The 18019-nt window shown below is 56.4% G+C and carries 23 protein-coding genes; all 23 read left to right on the forward strand.

Going from position 1 to position 18019, the window contains the following annotated elements; all coding sequences use genetic code 11:
• The first annotated feature begins 488 nt into the window (after nt 1-488).
• Nucleotides 489-1232, forward strand: a complete 744-nt coding sequence (locus QF010_RS02860) for a hypothetical protein (protein WP_429380576.1) — start codon at nt 489-491, stop codon at nt 1230-1232.
• A 40-nt stretch (nt 1233-1272) separates the two neighbouring features.
• Entirely contained in the window at nt 1273-2517 is a 1245-nt protein-coding gene (locus QF010_RS02865) for a multifunctional CCA addition/repair protein (protein WP_429380574.1), read from the forward strand.
• Between the two features lie 105 nt (nt 2518-2622).
• Nucleotides 2623-3315 (forward strand): hypothetical protein, encoded by a 693-nt coding sequence (locus QF010_RS02870; protein ID WP_429380572.1) that lies wholly within the window; start codon nt 2623-2625, stop codon nt 3313-3315.
• Between the two features lie 84 nt (nt 3316-3399).
• The gene (locus QF010_RS02875) at nt 3400-3750 is read left to right on the forward strand and encodes a hypothetical protein (protein WP_429380570.1); all 351 of its coding nucleotides are present in this window, start codon (nt 3400-3402) and stop codon (nt 3748-3750) included.
• Entirely contained in the window at nt 3747-4460 is a 714-nt protein-coding gene (locus QF010_RS02880; protein WP_429380568.1) for a hypothetical protein, read from the forward strand. The genes QF010_RS02875 and QF010_RS02880 overlap by 4 nt, the downstream gene beginning before the upstream one ends.
• 92 nt (nt 4461-4552) lie before the next feature.
• Nucleotides 4553-5719, forward strand: a complete 1167-nt coding sequence (locus QF010_RS02885; protein WP_429380566.1) for a phosphoadenosine phosphosulfate reductase domain-containing protein — start codon at nt 4553-4555, stop codon at nt 5717-5719.
• Between the two features lie 52 nt (nt 5720-5771).
• Nucleotides 5772-6647, forward strand: coding sequence for a DNA/RNA non-specific endonuclease (locus tag QF010_RS02890; RefSeq protein ID WP_429380564.1), 876 nt, complete (start codon nt 5772-5774; stop codon nt 6645-6647).
• Between the two features lie 131 nt (nt 6648-6778).
• Nucleotides 6779-7339, forward strand: a complete 561-nt coding sequence (locus QF010_RS02895) for a hypothetical protein (protein ID WP_429380562.1) — start codon at nt 6779-6781, stop codon at nt 7337-7339.
• Nucleotides 7330-7794 (forward strand): hypothetical protein, encoded by a 465-nt coding sequence (locus tag QF010_RS02900; RefSeq protein ID WP_429380560.1) that lies wholly within the window; start codon nt 7330-7332, stop codon nt 7792-7794. The genes QF010_RS02895 and QF010_RS02900 overlap by 10 nt, the downstream gene beginning before the upstream one ends.
• A 104-nt stretch (nt 7795-7898) precedes the next feature.
• The gene (locus QF010_RS02905; RefSeq protein WP_429380558.1) at nt 7899-8981 is read left to right on the forward strand and encodes a COG3904 family protein; all 1083 of its coding nucleotides are present in this window, start codon (nt 7899-7901) and stop codon (nt 8979-8981) included.
• A gap of 204 nt (nt 8982-9185) precedes the next feature.
• The gene (locus QF010_RS02910) at nt 9186-9512 is read left to right on the forward strand and encodes a hypothetical protein (protein WP_429380556.1); all 327 of its coding nucleotides are present in this window, start codon (nt 9186-9188) and stop codon (nt 9510-9512) included.
• 122 nt (nt 9513-9634) lie between these two features.
• Nucleotides 9635-10399 (forward strand): hypothetical protein, encoded by a 765-nt coding sequence (locus tag QF010_RS02915; protein WP_429380554.1) that lies wholly within the window; start codon nt 9635-9637, stop codon nt 10397-10399.
• 69 nt (nt 10400-10468) lie between these two features.
• Entirely contained in the window at nt 10469-10696 is a 228-nt protein-coding gene (locus QF010_RS02920; RefSeq protein WP_429380552.1) for a hypothetical protein, read from the forward strand.
• Nucleotides 10697-11172: 476 nt separating this feature from the next.
• Entirely contained in the window at nt 11173-11448 is a 276-nt protein-coding gene (locus tag QF010_RS02925; protein ID WP_429380550.1) for an ASCH domain-containing protein, read from the forward strand.
• Between the two features lie 68 nt (nt 11449-11516).
• Nucleotides 11517-12101, forward strand: a complete 585-nt coding sequence (locus QF010_RS02930; RefSeq protein ID WP_429380548.1) for a hypothetical protein — start codon at nt 11517-11519, stop codon at nt 12099-12101.
• A 79-nt stretch (nt 12102-12180) separates the two neighbouring features.
• The gene (locus tag QF010_RS02935) at nt 12181-12405 is read left to right on the forward strand and encodes a hypothetical protein (protein WP_429380546.1); all 225 of its coding nucleotides are present in this window, start codon (nt 12181-12183) and stop codon (nt 12403-12405) included.
• A 31-nt stretch (nt 12406-12436) separates the two neighbouring features.
• Nucleotides 12437-12772 (forward strand): hypothetical protein, encoded by a 336-nt coding sequence (locus QF010_RS02940; RefSeq protein ID WP_429380544.1) that lies wholly within the window; start codon nt 12437-12439, stop codon nt 12770-12772.
• Nucleotides 12773-12794: 22 nt separating this feature from the next.
• On the forward strand, nt 12795-13433 hold the full coding sequence (locus tag QF010_RS02945; protein ID WP_429380542.1) for an HD domain-containing protein: 639 nt from the start codon (nt 12795-12797) through the stop codon (nt 13431-13433).
• Nucleotides 13420-13677: a hypothetical protein gene (locus QF010_RS02950; RefSeq protein ID WP_429380540.1), complete on the forward strand. Its 258-nt coding sequence runs from the start codon at nt 13420-13422 to the stop codon at nt 13675-13677. The genes QF010_RS02945 and QF010_RS02950 overlap by 14 nt, the downstream gene beginning before the upstream one ends.
• A gap of 48 nt (nt 13678-13725) precedes the next feature.
• Nucleotides 13726-14400, forward strand: a complete 675-nt coding sequence (locus QF010_RS02955) for a hypothetical protein (RefSeq protein ID WP_429380538.1) — start codon at nt 13726-13728, stop codon at nt 14398-14400.
• 81 nt (nt 14401-14481) lie between these two features.
• On the forward strand, nt 14482-15312 hold the full coding sequence (locus QF010_RS02960; RefSeq protein ID WP_429380536.1) for a hypothetical protein: 831 nt from the start codon (nt 14482-14484) through the stop codon (nt 15310-15312).
• Nucleotides 15312-15725 carry a hypothetical protein gene (locus tag QF010_RS02965; protein WP_429380534.1) on the forward strand — a complete coding sequence of 138 codons (414 nt, stop codon included), beginning with the start codon at nt 15312-15314 and terminating at the stop codon, nt 15723-15725. The genes QF010_RS02960 and QF010_RS02965 overlap by 1 nt, the downstream gene beginning before the upstream one ends.
• Nucleotides 15726-16052: 327 nt before the next feature.
• A complete protein-coding gene (locus QF010_RS02970; RefSeq protein ID WP_429380532.1) occupies nt 16053-17960 on the forward strand; it encodes a phosphoadenosine phosphosulfate reductase domain-containing protein in 1908 nt (635 codons plus the stop codon).
• Nucleotides 17961-18019: the final 59 nt, after the last annotated feature.

Raw genomic sequence — 18019 nt, forward strand, 5'->3', positions numbered from 1 at the left:
GTACTAGGTCTAAAGCGCCCTATGTCCGAGGTTTGATGAGCCGAAATATTTCCTCATATCTAATGGCTGCACTGCTCAGCGGAGATCAGCCCTGCACCTAACCGCTCTTAATCGCTCTTAGCCCTTTAAACAGAAAAAACCTTTTCAGCTACGCAACCGTAAAACAAGCAGAGCGGTGAATAACCCAAAAAATGAAGCGTAAGGAGGCTTCGATTTATGTCGAATTCAAGCAGTCCCCTAGGATTCAACCAAACCGGCCGAACAGACATCATTGTCATAGCGGCGAATCCGGATTGCACTGTTGACACTCTACCAAGATTTCGCTTGAGGAATGTCGGGCCAGGTAGTGATAGATCCAAGCCTACAGCCCTACGAATCATACCTCTCACCAGAGATTTTGATGCACTGAAAAACTGAACCCTATTTCGGGTGGTGGCACATCAACGGACATCGGATCATTTCTCCATGAATTTTGGAGACGGACGACAATGAGCACCCGTATCAATCACGGACACATCATCCGCAACTGCACCCTTAGCGAGATGCTTGATCGTCTCAAAACAATCCGCCCGCAATGCGTTGAGATGGCGCAAAACGCGATAGCCAAAGAAATCGCCAAGAAGCGAACGTTCTGGCTAGATATGGACGTCAACTACCTCCCCTTCCCACGGCAGAAATTCGAAGCTCCGTTCTTGCGTTTAATCAGCGTGCTCAAGGACGAACGAGCCAAAACTGCCCGTGGTGAGCGGAGTGTCGATTGGGACTTCACCTTGAGCGTCTGCTTGATTCCATGGGGAGACGATCTGTTGGCACTCCATTACCTGGAGAACAACCCTGGTTTCCTCGAAGTGCTGAAGGGAATCGGGTTTGAAGACTTCCACTATCAGAACTCAACCAACAGGCCGGACTCGATCAGCGAACAGGACTGGGAGGAACGCTCGGCTACCTGGGCCCGCGCCTTAGATAAAGACGTTCCCGCATCCGTCGGTCTCACCTACGAGATTGTTCGATGGGATGACGCAGAGGGAGCACTCTGGAATACGGACCTGATTCTGGCCAGCACCCCAGATGACCAATCGCGCCGCGAGGACGTAGCCATATGCCTGATCGGTACTGACATTGAGCGTTACGACGAGGAAAAACATCACCTCTTCAAATACGTACAAATGGCCAAAGAGGCAGCGAAACTCCGGGCCCCACACGTCTTCCTCGCTGAAAACCTCACAGAGTAATAGTCAGGATTGGGTCACGATTCGACCAAGGAGAAACACCATGCAGATTTTCAAGGTAGGCGGTGCAGTTCGCGATCGCCTGCTCGGCCGAGCAGTAAACGACGTGGACTGGGTCGTTGTCGGCGCAACCGTTGAAGCAATGTTGAGCCAGGGCTACCAGCCAGTTGGAAGTGACTTCCCAGTATTCCTGCACCCGCTGACGGGCGACGAGTACGCACTGGCCAGGACGGTGCGCCAAGAGTTAGGAAGCGACGTCAAACTCACTTTTCATGCCAGTCCTGAGGTCACCCTGGAGGAAGATCTGGCGCGCCGCGATCTGACGATCAACTCGATGGCAGAAGATCAACGCGGAGTAGTCATCGATCCCTACGGCGGACAAGCCGACCTGGAGGCTCGACTGCTGCGCCATGTTGCCCCCACCTTTGCTGAGGACCCTGTCCGAGTACTGCGGGTAGCAAGGTTTGCTGCACGATACGCCCCACTGAGGTTCACCATTGCGCCGGAAACGATGGCCTTGATGCGCGACATCGCAGTGTCTGGCCAATTGGCAGACCAGACGGCAGAGCGCCTGTGGAAGGAGATCGCCCGTGCGTTGATGGAACCGCGTGCGGACGTTTTTATCGAGGTCCTGCGTGAATGTGGCGCACTGAAAGCAGTTATGCCTGAGCTTGATGCCCTATTTGGTATTGAGCAGCCAGCGGAACACCACCCCGAAATAGACACCGGCATCCATGTGCTGATGGTTTTGCGTCAGGCATGTCGCTTCGAAAAGCCGTTGAGCGTCCGCTGGGCCGCCCTGACTCACGATCTGGGCAAGGGACTGTCCCCTGTCGATACATTGCCGGCCCACCATGGGCATGAAGGTGCTGGCGTGAACCTGGTGAAGGCGGTCAATGCCCGATTCAAAGTGCCCACTGACTGCGCCTATCTGGCCAAAGCCGTGTGCGAGCTGCATACCAACGTACATCGAGCATTCGATTTGCGAGCAAAAACCCTGCTGGGTCTTATGAGCCGATTGGACGCCTTTCGGCGGCCGGAGCAGTTGGCCAACTTTGTTGCCGCCTGTGAAATGGACTCGAGGGGCAGACTCGGCTTCGAAGATCGAAACTATCCGCAGGGTGAATACATTCTTCGCGCAGCGGATATAGCCCAGGCAGTTCAGGCAAAACCTTACGTGGAGCGTGGCCTCAAAGGGCCTGCCATCGGATTGGCTGTCAGGGAGGAGCGCTTGCGTCGGCTCCATCAGTACAAAGAGGGTCACAAGGCTGTTGCTTTGGCGTCGTAACAACCACTCCATGCACATCCATGCCCTGAATTTCTGGGGCATGTTTTGGCGTGCGAAGGTCTTGTGCTCAACGGAAAATAGGAAGAAGGACTACGGGAACCCCACATGACAGCAGACGAAATTCAAGGACTGCGTGACAAAGCCAGCACTGCCGGCGATCAACCGGTGCCACTCTCAGCCCGCGAGTTGAATGCACTGCTGAACATCGCAAGTGCGGCAATCAACCCGCACCAGGTAGTGATCGACCAAGAGACCGCCCGCGACTGCCTTGAAGCCCTCGGTCCCGCACCATTCGGCTTGCGCAAGCGGCTGGCGGAAAAGCTGCAGGCTGGCATCGCCCAATCTGAACACCTCACACCTGGGCAGAAGCTTATTTCTGCGGCCATTCCGGCAGATCTTCATCCGCTGACTCAGGAACTGGTATCGGGATTCATGGGCGCGTTCGCAGAAAAGCTGTACGCCTCCGAACTGAAGCGTGGTGGGGCAACAATCTGGGCGGATGCTGGATGGATGAATCAATGCCGCGAGGAGCTTGTTCGCCACGTTTTAAAAGGTGACGTTCGGGACATCGCCGCGTATTGCGCCTTCCTCTGGTACCACAAAGAGCGTTCGGCCCTGACGGAAGCAGAGTTTTCCTGGATGCAGCCTTTGGGCTACCTCGCTATCCACGACGGCAAAGCAACAAGCGCGCTGTTCGACGAAGCTCAAGCGCAGCAGGCAATGGAAGCCGAAAACCCTCCCCCGCTCCTGCAGCGCGTTTTCGTATTCCCACCATCAGCACCGCAGAACCCGCAGTAAACAGAGCCTTTTAAGGCCAATTGATGCGTCCTCAGGGCGCACGTTAAGGAACGGTCAATTCGGGACCAAGGAGAAGGAATTAAGATGCCGCAATCAATGTGTTTGATCACCGGGAATCATGGCCAGAAGATGTCGGTGGAACGGTTTGACCTGTTCAAGCACCGTATTGGCGATCGGGAGTTCAACCTGGCCGTACACTCTGATCCCGAGCAGCTCACCAACCCAGATAACCGCCGACTGGTGGTGAGCCTCTACGAAACCGGCTGCAAGCTGGCAACTCTTCAGGCCCAAGTGTGCGAAGTCAGTGCCAGCGTCAGCACCGTGCGCGCGCTGGCCCAAGAAACGATCAAGAGCCTGGCTGAAGAAATCGGCTCCGAGCGACTTTCGCGGTTGCTGGACAATTCCCTCACAGATCACACGCCCCTCAACGAATGATGGAAGATTCCGGACTGGCTGTAGTCGCGTCACTCGCCATTCCTGAGGCCGTCGCCACTCACCGCTTCGTTCGTGAAGCGATTGCAGTGGCGGCGACGCTGGCGGCCAATGATGACCCCAAACGTCAAGTCATCGGGACTGCGAAGCTGCCAGACCAGGTGCAGCTCTATGGCTGGAACACCAACACCGCCAGTCACTCGGACAACACCGGTTATCTATACGGATTGTGCTTGAACGAAGGCACCACCACCCTCTACGCGCGGGATGAGACCGGCGGAGATCCAGGCCCGACGCTGGCCATCGAATTGGTGCAGGGAACCGTCTTCCGGTTATTCGACTGGCACACCCACTGGACACAAGACACCGGGCCGCGGATCGCTGCTTTCTTGGGGCCACTCAAGGAGCCCGCCGACGAGAAAGCGTTGCGCTTGCTCAAGGATGCCCTGTTCGAACTTGCTGACCAGGCCTACTACACCGCCCCGCGTGTATCCGAAGGATTTGTTGTTCAGGGCGACGACGAGTGCCTGGCCACGGTTGATTTCCTCACTTACGAACGGATGTTGAAGTCCGATGCTCGGGACCGAGATGCCTTCGTCCTCACCTGTGGCGAGTGTGGGGCCCCGGCGACAATCGTGGACCAACACTGGCCAATCTACGAAGACCGCTCGGCCTGCGCCGAGTGCATGGTGCTCGATGCGGAAATCGACTGATGCGGCCGAGGTTTTGTGACGACGCCCCCCTTCTGGCACGCCGGCATCAAGGGAGAATGGCAACACCAACGGACGAACCCAGGATCACCAAAATGAACGCCAACCCACCAGTCGCAACCACTCCAGAAATTGATGCTCTGCTGGCCAAAGACGCCGTAGTGGCCGTCGGCGTGTCTGGTGGCAAGGATTCGGAAGCGCTGGCCATCGCAATTGATGATCACCTTCAACGCATCGGGCACACCGGACCGAAGACGCTCATACACGCCGATTTAGGTCGTGTGGAGTGGCGGGCGAGCGGTCCAAAGTGTGAGGAGTTGGCGAAGGCCTTGGGTTGGGATTTGATCGTTACTCGACGCCAAGCTGGCGACATGATGGATCGTTGGTTGGTGCGCTGGGAGAACAACAAGGCACGCTACCTCGACCTCTCTTGTGTGCAGTTGATTCTGCCGTGGAGTACCCCTGGGATGCGGTTTTGCACAAGCGAGCTCAAGACCGCCGTAATACGTCGCATTCTCAAAAATACCTATCCGCAACATAACATAATTAACGCCACTGGCATACGTCGGCAGGAAAGTGCGAACCGCGCAAAAATGCCGGTTGCTAAGCACGAACCGCAGTCTGCTCGTAAGGGCTTCGATGCATATGTCTGGAACGCGATCATCGACTGGAGCGTTGAGGAGGTCTTTGCCGCTATTGCAGGGCGTGGACTTCAGCCGCATGAGGCGTACACGCGATACATGATGTCTAGGGTTAGCTGCTGTTTCTGTATCATGAGTTCAGCCAGCGACATCTACCAATCCACCACCTGCCCGGACAACCACGCGATATACCGCGAGATGGTTGAGCTTGAGGTCGACTCGACGTTCGCCTTCCAAAGTAACAAGTGGCTTGGCGACGTCCGCCCGGACCTGCTCAACAGTGAGGTCACCGACCGCCTGGAAATCGCAAAACGGACATCAGCTCGGCGAAAGGTGTTGGAAGCCGGTATTCCAAAACACCTGCTCTACGCCGCTGGCTGGCCAACCTGCATGCCGACCGTTCAGGAAGCCGAGCTGCTCGCCGAGATTCGCCTCGAAGTCGCCGCCGGCATCGGCCTGAACATCAAGCACACAACCGCATCGAGCATCATTGAGCGCTATGAAGAACTGACAGCCCTGAAGATCGCCAAGGGCGGTGCCTTCAACGGCAGCGAAGGTGAGAGCCCAATCCTCATTCCGACATTCCAGATCCCCCAACAAGCTCAGTTCTCGTTTTTCTAACCGAGGCTGCGCCTCAACCACTCTCCATGACCCACTCATCAAGGATTACTGCATGACCCGAAGCACATTCGCTGCTGGCCTGACGACGCTGGCCCTGATCTTCTCTGGTGCTGTTCAAGCGCAGGGCTTTCTCGACCTGGTGAAGCATGCCCTGCCCCATGAAAAGCAGGAGTATCGCTCCGGTACCATCAGCGAGGACCAGGCCCTTTCGCTGTACACGGCAAAACAGAAGCAGCCAACGTTCGATGCCTGCGTTGATCAGTTCCCCGGCGGAAAGCCGTTCAACATCGCCTCCGTCTCGGCCAAGATGCAACCGTTGGCCTTGTGCTCTGATAATTTCGCGGTGGTTTATTCAATGACTTCGCGAACACCGTTGATGGTTGCCGAGCGGCTGAATGCGGCTCAATTGCGGGATGCCAAGGGTGAGCAACGGACCAACAATTTCTATCCTGACCCCCGAATTCCAAAGGCAGGAAGGGCTGAACTGTCGGACTTCAGCGGGCAAATTCCCCAGGTAGATCGCGGACATCAATCGCCGGCCGGTGATCAACCCTCTGGGAGAGCTATGGCTCAGTCTTTTGCTCTGTCAAACATGGTCGGACAGTCGCCTGAAAATAACCGTGGGGCCTGGAGCAAGATCGAGGGCGACGTCAGAAAGTTCGTCAAACGCGCCGGCGGCGACGTGTTCGTCTTTACCGGGCCACTGTTCGACAAGGGGTTCGAAACCATCGGGCCAAACAAGGTTTGGAAGCCAACCCGCCTGTACAAACTCGTTTACGACGCATCGTCGAACCGCGCATGGGCTTACGTACTGGACAACAAGCCGGTGAACGTCGAGAAGCCGATGGACTACGCAACGTTCGTACAGACCACAGGCCTGCGGCTGCTAGACCACCTCACGGTTACCGGTTCCGCCGGCCGGGGGTGATAGAGGTCCGGCAAGGAAGTACCCTGCACCGTTTGACCTGCACCGGCGGCGCCGCCGCCGGACTGCCCGGTATGCACGAAAGACCCTTAGGACGCTCGAGGGCTCTCGTTTCTCCAACCCAGGACCGAAATATGAAGTCTGACACCAACCAGTCTCTGCCGAGGCTACTCAGGGCGATCAACCTTGATCCTGAAGGGCTGGCGCTGTTGCCGGTCCCGCCGGACGTCGAGGCCATGGCTCAGGTTTCAGAGATCGACGTGTGCAGGACTGGCTTGAGCGAGATGCCAATCCCGCTGGAACCACTTGCTGACTGGATTTGTTGCTTTCAGGCCTCGCCTCATGATGACCCAGCGTGGAAAGACTCGGTGTTCGTGACCTTGGCAGTTCGTGCACGGCATTGTTTTGAAACGATGGTCGCCCCAGGCCAGGTGGTTGGGCTTCCCGTGAGGCCTGGCACGCTGTTCGTGTTCGACCCTTTGCAATTGCACTGGCTCAAACCCGAGTCGTCTTTGCAGGACACCGGCTTCGCTGCCATTCAGTGGTCGATCGATCGCAAGGACTTTACGCGCCAGTACCGGTTGATCCGTAAAGGCTTGCAGGCCCTCGGCGCGATGCAGAGCCGAATGGTCGGTGTTCAAAATGAAGGATGGCGGGTCAGCCTCCCAGCGCAGGTAGCGAATGTATGGAAGTGATTCGCTTCGACTCCTCGATCAGGGATTCAATCCAGATACCACGCGGTGTTCAGTTGCTTGAGCAGGAGATTTCCGCTCCAACGTTCACCTGCGACGGGATCTGCGAATTGCCTGCGCCTTTCGACTTGGCCCAGGATTGGGTTTTGTTCACCCAGCAGTGGCCGCACCGCGAACCCGGCCATCGCGCTGTAGAGATCCACTTGGCCATCTATGCCGACCATTCCTTTGAGATGGTCTGCGACAAAAAACGGTCGAATACCTCACTGGGGATTTTCAGTGGAACGCTCTACGTCCGCGATCCAGCGCAACTTTGCTGGACGAGGCAGAACAACCCTTATGGCCTGACGTATGTTGGACTTCGATGGGTTGTCAGTCGGTCTGACCTCGCGAAGGAGTGGCAACGGCTGGCGGACGGCCTGTCAGCGCTGACACCTGGTATTCCCATCACAGCTTAATCGGCGCCGCTTTGAGTGAATTTCTGGGGGTGGTTATGGCATGCGCTGCTTCAGCGTTGAATGACACCATCTATTCAACGATTTGACAAAAAAGGCGCACACCGATGTTCCGCACCGCGGCCCTAGCACTGGGCCTACTGTTGTCAGGCATGACCCTCGCCGCAGAGCCGGCTATTCAGGACAAGCGACTCGTTCCTGCCGCGATCACCTTCATTCAACCGAAGGCTGCTGGCGACATCCCTGAGGTGTTCATTGACGGCTACATCCACCGGCCGACGGTCGAAGCCTTTCGTAAAAACGGATTTCTCAACGACCGTAAAGTAGGTTTTATCTACTTCAATTCGCACGGCGGCGACCTGATCGCTGCCATGGAACTCGGCGTCCTGATACGGGAGCGCGGGTTCTCAACGCGCATCGGCGCTTGGAATGGCCCCAAGGCCAATCCGAGACCAGGTTATTGCGAAAGTGCTTGTCCCTTTGCTTTCGCCGGCGGCGTGTTCCGTCTGATGGATGCCGACTCAAAGCTGGGCGTGCACCAATTCTTTCTGGCAAGTGGCGTCGCCGGGAGCACTGACATGGCCACCGGCCAAATTACCTCAACACTTCTGGCCAACCACTTGAGCAACCTCGGCATAGACCTTCGCGTGATGGAAATCGCCGCACGGGCGGGGCCCCAGGAAATGAACTACCTGACGCCACTGGAAGCTTACGAGATGGATCTGGTGAACGCCGGGGCGCTGCCGGCGAGTTGGGAGATCAAGGGGGAGAAAGGGCTGGTGTACCTGTTAGGCCAGCAAGCCAAGATCAGTGGTACCGGACGTCTGGGGATGAGCTGCAATGCCCATAATGGTGTCTCGATGGCGGCGTTCTTCAAGGCCTGGTACGACACGAACATGCTGAGCAACATGAACCGGTTTGCGCTCACTGTTGATGGGCAGTCCTATGGGGTCAGCAATGCTCAGATTGGGGAACACTTAAAAAATGGGTTTTTTTACGTGACCTTCGAGCCGTCGGCAGAGCAGCTGGCGAAATTCCGCGCCGGCCGGACGGTTGGCTTCAGTTACCAGAAGGCCGGTACCGACATCAAAGCCAGCTTCACCATCGACGTCAATGATGCCCAGGGTATGATCGACAGCTTTGTACAGCTGTGTGGTGGAGCTCGACCTTCGTTCACACAGAAAATTTGAGTTTGCGGACCACTGAGTCTGGGAAATTGAACACGTAGGCTAATTTTGTAGAATCAGCCGCCGATAGACTTTTCGGCGCGCCGGCGTAGTAACCCGGGGTTCAGGGCATTTGGCATTTCAAAGGGAGTGTGTCTCATCAAATCAATCATCACTAGTTTCTGGGCAGTCTTGATTCTCTGGGCGGGTATCAAAGTGCTCGGGGCAATGCAGATCATCGATGAGGCAACCATCCTTATCAGCGAACCTTCCCTGTGTCACTTCATCGATGCCAAGGAATCCCCATGCAGCGTCGCTGTATCCACGCACGGTTCGCTGTTTAATGGTTGGGAGATAACCCTCAAAAGTTCAGGTGCTCAGGTTCGACTCGATCCCAAGTCATACGCGCTGATGTATTCACCTGATGCTTACCGGATGGAAGGCGGCAAGCTGGCGGTGGGCGGTGTAGTTGCCCTGATCTTGCTACTGCAGGTACTGAACCTCGGACTCCTAACTGGGCTGCGGAAACTGAACCCGGCGCGCGCTCCCGTCTAAAAGTCTTCCGGTCCCTCAATAGTTTGGCATCCTGCCTGGCGACCCTAAGGGCAGGATGTAGCAGCTTCTGGCACAACTCCCAGCAAATGACACTGGGCTCCATCAAACCAATGGAGCTACCCGTGAACCTCAGACAAGCCAAAATCGGCGTTTTTCTCACCGACACAACTCCCGCACCAGGCACCTACGCGCGCGCATTCTTCGTAACTGGCGTCGGAGATGCCACGATCGAGGCCGTGTCTACTGATGACTACCAGGCTCACGCCTTTCAAAAGGAAGACGGGGTCGCCATCACACTCCCGGACCTGACAGTTCAGATCGAGCACCGTGTTTCGGGTTGGCTGGACGAAGACCATTGCTCGCTACGCTGCATCCATGCCTCTGATCCTGCCTGCCTTGCATCGCGAGTCGCTTTCATCGAGAAGACCCCGCGAGTACGAACGGCAGCCTTCACCAATATTTTCGACGACTACAAAGCGTGGGAAGAAGGCCCAAAAGGCTGCGCGCCTGAGTACGGCCGCTATATGCCCTCACGGAACTGGTGCGACCACCGGCTAGTAGATCTGGGCTATGAGCTGCCTGAAGGAATTCCCGAAGGCTACACGCCGCCTATTCAAACATCACAGTTGGAAACCTACCTGTCGAATAACGACGGGATGCTGATGGTCGCCGGCCGGACGTTTCGCTTCGACAACATTCGTCTCCATCAGGGCCTTTGCTTTTGGGCAGACGTCATTGGGCCTCGTGTCACATATACCGGGATGCAGATCTCGCCCCAAGTCCTTGGCCGACCCGGCGCTGAGGTGTGGGAGGTAATGTCGCTCTCAGGAAAGCGAGTCGTGAGCTTTGCCATTCACCAGGGCGCTGTCCTCCACGTCAGTTTGTGACCTGTGCTGGTGGCACGGCGTTGGCCACCAGAAACTTGACCTCCCGAATCACACCTACAAGAGGTAATGATGAAATCCCAAACCAATGCTGAAGCGGTACGCGATTTGAAACGCTACTTGGATGTTCAAGCGCCGATGGTGATCAAGCCGACGCCCGCGCACTTTGCGTGCACTGAAAAATTCGTCCTGGTAGTCGCCAGCGCTCCCAGCTTCGTGATTTCGGAGTTTTCGAAAACCGAAGATGCTGAGCAGTACTGCGAACGCTACAAGCTTCCATTCACCCGATCAGGTTGTTAACTGGCCGCGTCCCCCGCTCTCCTGTCGTCTGAATCTGGGCTGTGGCGATTCGCGTGTAGAATCCGTGTTCGCTATTCTAATCAGTCCAGATCCATGACTTTTGCTACGTCGGCCAGTGTCGCGTACCGAATGGTTCATTTGCGAGGATGCAACATGAAACTAGGGGACAAGTACTTTTGGCTTCGCAGCTACCAAGGCCTGGCGCTCATCCTTGTTCTGTCGATTATTCCGACGGCTACGATCGCCATGCTTTTGGGCAACACCTCTGATTACATGGCAGTTGGTTGCGGCCTTATCATTGCCAACTTACGGGTTTTGGCATGGAAGTTTTGGGGGGATGGGCGCTAGATGCTCACGAGTGGTTCCTTGAGGATTCGTATGACCACAAAGCAGTTGTTCCACACAAACGCTGTCTATCCAGGTCATCCGCTCTACCTGAAAGGTGACCTCGTTCCCATCCCATTTGAGGTTTTGGCGTGAGAGTTCTGAACCTCAACCTGATAGGCGAGTATTTCCACGATATCCGCGAGGAACGAAAGCCTTTCGAGTACAGGCTGCAGACCGAGTACTGGCGTAGGCGCCTTGAGAGTCGAACCTATGATCTGGTCCGTATTGCCTGGGGCTATCCCAAGAAGGGGGATGCTTCGCGTGAGATTTTCAGGCCCTGGCGCGGGTTTGAAAAGATCATGGTAACCCATGATCATTTTGGTCCCGATCCAGTGGCGGTCTATGCCATTCACGTCTCTAAGTAGTTCACGCTGCTGGTGGCACAATCCAGCTCAAACACAATGGACCCATCGAAAACGAGCCGGAGCTCATCATGGGTCTGTACCAAATAAGTAAACCTCATACATTCGTCGTGGGCACTGATTACCACAAAGCCGATGTCGAAATCAGCACCACTCTCCCGCGCATTATTGAGCGCGCTGAGCAGATGAAAGCCCCCGGCACAGTTTGGATGAGCACACCGCACGGCGTTTACGCTGTTGCCAACTTTGATGGTAAGGGCGCTGTCTTTAACGGCACCGGCAGTCTCACCAAGGCTTGCCCCGAGCAGATCCTGCTTCTGGTCGATACGCTCTGGGGGCGCAACTCTTTGGGCCACTCAGCAGCCATGTCTGATGTTGGCGGGCTGGCTTTCCACCGTGACGCCCAATGGCAATCCTCCCCCGTCATCCCCCAATCACAAAAACCGGACGGCACTGTAGTGGCCTTCTCGATGGCAGAAGCCGCCAGTTGCGAGTACCAGGCTGCTGACCTGATGAGCGTCGGCGAGTTGATCGGGCAGATGAAACAGATCCTGGCCGACAAGTCGGGGGCTAACTGGGAAAAACACCTGATGCATCGCATTGAAGCACTGGGGCTTGCCGCCGTCGCCGCCGCTCCTACCGTAAAAGCAGCCTGACTTTTAGCTTCCTTTTGCTGGCAGTGCTTCTGGCACAGCCAGCGCCGGGGAGAATGAGACATCATCACAGGAGCTTCCCATGTCGAAATTCTTCAGCACTCTGGTTGTTGTCCTACTGGTCCTTGGCGCGATCGCGCTGCAAGGCTTCACTCTGGCCTATGGCGGCGTAGTGGAAGGGGCCATCACCAATTTCTTCGGGTGGGGCTCGCTGGTTCTGGCCTTCTTCGCCGGTGCGGTAGTGACGGCGACTGGCCTCGGCGTTTCCAAGCCCACTTTGGCTTGCGAGACTGAGCGCCCGCGGTAGGCTGGCATCATTACCAAAGCAGGAGGCATTCTTGAGCCAGCACATCTTCACGACATTCCATGTTCAAACCCAGTGCCGTGTCCGCGTCCAGATCGGGTGGGACCGGCCAATGAAAGGCTTCTACATGGTGGTGCTGAAAGCAGATACCGAGAAGCTGGCCGATGACGACGAAGGGGTTGTGTACAGCAATCTCTACGATGTTGGGCATCCTGAGGAACTAACCTATTTTCGCCGGGTAGCGGAGCAGCTTGAGATCCGGGTACCGGAAGTGATCTGGCGAAATGCCTACGCGGACTCCGAGCGAAACGCAGTCAACCTCACTACGTTCTACGACTCTTCGGGCAATGTTTTGCCGGCCGAGCAGTAAGAAACCCATCTTGGAGTCTGCCATGAGAGCACATCTGCTGGATCGCGCCCGTTGGGATGCCCTTTGGCTGTCACTGGGTTCTGACTCACCAGGGGCGAGTTTTGAGTTACTCACCTGCCTGTATGCCGAGCCCCACCGCCGTTATCACACGGCCAGGCACATCGTCGCGTGTCTTAGTAACTTTGACCTGTTCAAATCGCTCTCCGCCGATCCTGTAGCGGTCGAACTATCGATTTGGCTGCACGACGCGGCCTACGATCCTCTGCGCGACGACAATGAAGAGCGCAGCGCCGATGTGGCAGAAATGCTGTTGTCCCAAGCTGGCCTGCAGAGCCGTATTGACCAGGTGCGCCAACTCATAATGGCTACCCAGCACACCAGTGGCGCTCAACCGGACGACACCGGGCTTTTAGTGGACATTGATCTCTCAGTGCTCGCCCTCCCTTGGACCGAATATGTGTCCTACACCCGGGCGGTTCGGAAGGAATACGCTGCGTTCCCAGACGAGCAATTTGTGCAGGGCCGCATCGGGGTACTCAAGCAGTTCCTGGCCAGGCCGACGATATACGTCCACCGCCAAATTCAGCTGGCCTGGGAGGACTTGGCCCGCAGAAACATGGAAACCGAAATAACGGAGCTTATCGAGCATGGATTCACTTGAGGACATTGAGGTCGTCGAAAACCTTTTCCGGTTGTCTAGCACCGGGGCGATCCGCACCGTTGATGACTTGAAGGCCGAGGCGCGGGTTTTGATGCCGGGCGTCGGCGCGGAGCAACTGACCCGAGCGCTGCGCGGGCTGGCAACCAAGCTTTGGGATAGCAATCACGGCGGCTTTCGCAACGAGTACCGGCGTAACCGTGAGCGCAAGCGCCGGCGGCAGCAGAGTCGTGCAATTCACCACTGAGCCGACAGCTCTCCCTTTTGCGGTCGAACACCCAGCGGGGACCTGGACATGAATCGGTTGATCGCCAACTGCTGCGGCGCGCAACACACAGGACACTTAAGGATGACCGGATTTTATCTGCAGAACTCCGAAGCCAAGCTTGGAACACGAATCACTTGGTGGGGACAGGGCACGTACACCTCTGACCTGGATGCGGCGAAAGTCTTCACCCGGGAAGAGGCCGTCGCTCATCACCAGGAGCGCGAGGCCTTCATTCCCTGGCCGGTCGAATTCGTTTACCCCAAAGCGCACACGGCCGTGGATTGCCAATACGTTCGAGATCAGGACCTTTCCGCACTTCCAGAGAACACGCCTTGCTACGTCCAGCTGGCGCGCAAATGGGATGGAAACGATCTGTTCTGGGAAACCGCGGATGGCGGCTTTGATGCCAATCTTGACCGGGCGCAGGTACTCACACTTGCCGAAGCATTCTCTCGGTATGGCACCGTTGACCGGGAAAACAGCCGTACGATCTGGCCCAAAGCCTATATCGACGACAAGGCCCGCAAGGTCGCAAACGAACTTGAGTTGAACATTGCCCAGGCGTTGGCAGGGACCGACATTGCCCTCATCAAGCGTCCAGTCATCAAACCGCGCCACACCTGTAGCGGCTGCCGGCGATTCCTTTCCGAATTTCAGTTCTGGCACAGCTGCCCGAACTGCGGGGCGTCAAACCGCCCGTGAAAAACTAGGGGTTGTTTTGGCTTGTGGCACGGCACAGGCCAAGGAAAATGGCCGAAACTGAATCCAGGCAGCACTTAAACCATGTCCCAAGCATTGCCTTCTACTACCGATCCCATCCTTGAACGCTATCGTGCAGTGGTTGCCCTGGCCGGCGCGCAAGAAAACCATCTGCTCTCCAAGAGCAGCCTTTATCAGCGCATGAAGGAGGGTAAGGACCCGCTCATCATCCCTCCTCCTCTGGCTAGCAGCTATCCATGGCATGACGTCGTCGAGAGCGACCTCAAACATGAGCTCTTTGATGAACCATGGGATGTCGAGTGGCACTCCGGTAAGTCCGTACTCATTCGCCAGGATGTCTGGACAGTCCTTTCTGGCCATGGGACTCGGGAAATGACGGTGACCTATCCTCGTTGGCAGGAACTGGGCTTTGTTTGGCGGGTATGGGGGTGCACGGTCCCGGCTAGCGAAACTGGAGCCACATTGGTTTGCTGGCATCGGAAGGATGTTCCTCGCCTGACAACGCCAGAACTTGTACAGGCCGAGTGTGATGCGCTAGCGCATGAGTGGGCTCGTTGGCTGGATAACGCCACCAGCCTTTCCGAAGCGCAGATGGTCGATCTTTGGCTGTATGAACATACGAGCACTGGATTAACTGCTCACTCCCGCTTCCACCAAGGTGCCGCCCGACAAAAAATCGACGAATACCGAAAGCAACTTGATATGCGCCTCGCTGGCGGTCTGCCAGGCGTTCCCTCCGCCGAGGAAGTGGCCAAGTATTCGGAGCGAAGAAAGGCCTCGCTGCTGGGCAAAGACTGGAAAATCATTGATGGGCAGCTGATGCGCCAGACGTGGATGATGCAGCGCATTTCCCCGGCCAAGATTGGGCCTGAACATTATCTGGTGGATTTCTGATGCAGGGCGCTGCCAACGGAATCCATGCTTCACGGCTCGATGACGAGGCGAACTACGCCGAGCAGATCTTTTCATTGGCATGGCAAGGAGTCATCACCCGTGCGGGAGTGCCCGAAGAGATTTACCCGGGAGATATAACGAACGAGCGCCTGCTCACGGTCTGTTCAACATTGGCCCAATGGCTGGGTACCACCGCCGGGCAAACGCATGTTCGCAGCGCCATTGAAGGAGTTGGTGAGGAAGACGATGTCGATTTCTGGCATCCATCACCGGACGAGATCCTACCGCTCCGCAATTGCCAGGACGGCGAAATGGCGTTTGGCTTTTTTGAGTGGCTGTCCACGCCAGACGGAATTGTTTTTGTTACTCAGGCCCAGGAGCGCATATCAGCCTTAAAGGGCACCGGCCAATGATGGGAATGCCCACGGCCCCAGCCATACCGTCCGATGCGCTGGAGGCTCTTCAACGGCTCAATCCCGACGCCGTGGTTTTTTACATTTCAGCGGATGCAAGATTCGGCGTTTCACTAGCCCCCCACCTGGTTCAATGGGTCCGGTACCAGGCGCCTGCCGGTTTTGTCGAAGCGGGCACTTCAACGACGGATCTGGGCGCACAGCGTGTTGTTTATTGACACCGTAGACTCCTGAGCAATCCCCTCTTTTTTCCTTATGCCCTTGCTGGTGGCACGCACCCCTCCCCCCGACCATGGCTCCATGAATTCGAGCAGCAGGACTGCCAGCATGAGCCAGCCACAAAACATCATCGCAACAGATGCCTCCCTTGTTCAGATCGGCCTTTTCGCACCGGCAGCCCCTTCCGTGGCTATGGCTGTGGCAGTGGCCGAGCCTGAAACGAAGCTGACCCTGGACCAGAAAATCCGAATCGCGATCGACGCCATCAAGGCTCAGGTAATCGAGTACAAGCGATATTTGACAGTGGCCTGGTCGGGAGGCAAGGACTCATCCGTCACACTGAACCTGACCTTCACAGCCCTGCGCGAGTTGAAGGCTGAAGGTCATATCTTGCCGATGTTGTTTGTGGTGCACTCGGATACTCGAATGGAAAATCCGGTGATTCACAGCTTCAACAAGCATCAGATTCGTCAGATCCGCAGCTATGCCAAAAAGGCCGGCATCCCAACTGAGGTGTATGTGGCCCGACCTGGTTTGTCGAACGACTATTGGGTTAGCGTCATTGGAGGGCGGACTATTGCTTCAGTTGGGGCGGTCAGCAAGTGCCAGCAGATGACAAAATCACAACCCCTTTCCCAACTCAGAACCAAAATCCGGAAGTGGGTTGCCCAGAAGGAAGGTGTCAAACCGAACCAGGCAAACATCGTTAGCCTGATCGGTACGCGTCGTGATGAAAGCGCCGTGCGTGCCGCTCGTATGGAGTCTCGCGGTGAAAGTGCTACGGATGCAGTGGAAGCCATGACTGGCAGCGGTGAATTGGTGCTCAGCCCGATTGCAGATTTCACGACAATGGAAATCTTCGAGTACCTGGGCCGTGTCCGAGCCGGAAAGATTGAGTCCTACACGGACGATAAATTTGAAGCGTTGGTCGACGTATATCGCTCGATGAATGGCGGCGATTGCATGGTTTCGGTGTTCATTGCGCAGAGGGAAACAGCTCGGCCACCATGCGGAAATCGTACCGGATGCTGGGGCTGTACTCGGGTTTCTTCAGACCATAGTGCTGAAGCAATGCTTGCCCATGAGGAGCAAAATTTCCTTTGGCTGAAACCGCTAAACGACATTCGGAATTACCTCATGAAGCGCCACTACGATCCGAGCGCTCGTTGCTGGATCGGCCGTACATTGGGGGAGGATGGTCAGATTGATGTGAAACCGAACTCGTACTCACCGGCCTTCACCCTGGAGCTGCTCAGACTTATGCTGACTGCTCAACGTGACGAGGAATTGGCGTCGCAGGCGCTGGGCATCGCACCGCGCTTCACCATCCTCGACGAGAAGCAGATCCTTGCGATCGACTTTCTCTGGGGTCGCTACGGGTATCAAAATTCCTTCACCGCACTGCGAACCTACGTCGAAATTTATGAGGGTGGCGCTCGCTACGAAGTCCCATCTTTGGACACCATTCCAAAGTTCACCCAGGCCGATGTCGCCTTCCGTGCCCGGGCACCATTCGCCGATCACGAGTACTTCGGGCCAACCAACGGGCTGCAGAGTCTTGAGCACGCGGTGTCGGATGCAATGCCGCTGACTACAACGAAGAGCGGGATGATTGTCTCTGACGTCAACGTTGGAGAGGACTGGGGCTTCGACGATGAAGGCATCGCGATGTTCATGGATTTTGAACGGGACTACGCGCTCAAGAAGTACAGTTTCAACACCTACCCGTCGTCGGCAGTTCACTACATGCTGTCCTACGGCATGGTGCACCTCTACAAGGGGACCCACGGCGAACTCGACCGAATTCTGCGCGTGTCTAACCAGGTCTGGCGGCACGGGCTCCAGCCGCTGCTGAGCGACCCACAGGCGATTCTGGCGCGGTTGGCCGAGGTAATGCCGGCGAGCATTCATGCACAAGACGCGGCGCTGTCCCTCCCCGGTGTGGATGACGAGCGCGCTGCCTTGATTCCATCTCGGGACCTGACACCGCAACAGCAAATGTTCCTGTTTATCTAATTGTTCTGGCCGGCTACTGGCACAACTGCAGCCACTGGAAGATGGCTCCATCAACTCAG

Source organism: Pseudomonas silensiensis (assembly GCF_050434865.1).
Lineage (GTDB): Bacteria > Pseudomonadota > Gammaproteobacteria > Pseudomonadales > Pseudomonadaceae > Aquipseudomonas > Aquipseudomonas fluorescens_W.

Coding starts and splice junctions, on each gene's coding strand:
- QF010_RS02860 (WP_429380576.1), top strand. CDS start 489: ATGAGCACCCGTATCAATCACGGACACATCATCCGCAACTGCACCCTT.
- QF010_RS02865 (WP_429380574.1), top strand. CDS start 1,273: ATGCAGATTTTCAAGGTAGGCGGTGCAGTTCGCGATCGCCTGCTCGGC.
- QF010_RS02870 (WP_429380572.1), top strand. CDS start 2,623: ATGACAGCAGACGAAATTCAAGGACTGCGTGACAAAGCCAGCACTGCC.
- QF010_RS02875 (WP_429380570.1), top strand. CDS start 3,400: ATGCCGCAATCAATGTGTTTGATCACCGGGAATCATGGCCAGAAGATG.
- QF010_RS02880 (WP_429380568.1), top strand. CDS start 3,747: ATGATGGAAGATTCCGGACTGGCTGTAGTCGCGTCACTCGCCATTCCT.
- QF010_RS02885 (WP_429380566.1), top strand. CDS start 4,553: ATGAACGCCAACCCACCAGTCGCAACCACTCCAGAAATTGATGCTCTG.
- QF010_RS02890 (WP_429380564.1), top strand. CDS start 5,772: ATGACCCGAAGCACATTCGCTGCTGGCCTGACGACGCTGGCCCTGATC.
- QF010_RS02895 (WP_429380562.1), top strand. CDS start 6,779: ATGAAGTCTGACACCAACCAGTCTCTGCCGAGGCTACTCAGGGCGATC.
- QF010_RS02900 (WP_429380560.1), top strand. CDS start 7,330: ATGGAAGTGATTCGCTTCGACTCCTCGATCAGGGATTCAATCCAGATA.
- QF010_RS02905 (WP_429380558.1), top strand. CDS start 7,899: ATGTTCCGCACCGCGGCCCTAGCACTGGGCCTACTGTTGTCAGGCATG.
- QF010_RS02910 (WP_429380556.1), top strand. CDS start 9,186: ATGCAGATCATCGATGAGGCAACCATCCTTATCAGCGAACCTTCCCTG.
- QF010_RS02920 (WP_429380552.1), top strand. CDS start 10,469: ATGAAATCCCAAACCAATGCTGAAGCGGTACGCGATTTGAAACGCTAC.
- QF010_RS02930 (WP_429380548.1), top strand. CDS start 11,517: ATGGGTCTGTACCAAATAAGTAAACCTCATACATTCGTCGTGGGCACT.
- QF010_RS02935 (WP_429380546.1), top strand. CDS start 12,181: ATGTCGAAATTCTTCAGCACTCTGGTTGTTGTCCTACTGGTCCTTGGC.
- QF010_RS02945 (WP_429380542.1), top strand. CDS start 12,795: ATGAGAGCACATCTGCTGGATCGCGCCCGTTGGGATGCCCTTTGGCTG.
- QF010_RS02950 (WP_429380540.1), top strand. CDS start 13,420: ATGGATTCACTTGAGGACATTGAGGTCGTCGAAAACCTTTTCCGGTTG.
- QF010_RS02955 (WP_429380538.1), top strand. CDS start 13,726: ATGAATCGGTTGATCGCCAACTGCTGCGGCGCGCAACACACAGGACAC.
- QF010_RS02960 (WP_429380536.1), top strand. CDS start 14,482: ATGTCCCAAGCATTGCCTTCTACTACCGATCCCATCCTTGAACGCTAT.
- QF010_RS02965 (WP_429380534.1), top strand. CDS start 15,312: ATGCAGGGCGCTGCCAACGGAATCCATGCTTCACGGCTCGATGACGAG.
- QF010_RS02970 (WP_429380532.1), top strand. CDS start 16,053: ATGAGCCAGCCACAAAACATCATCGCAACAGATGCCTCCCTTGTTCAG.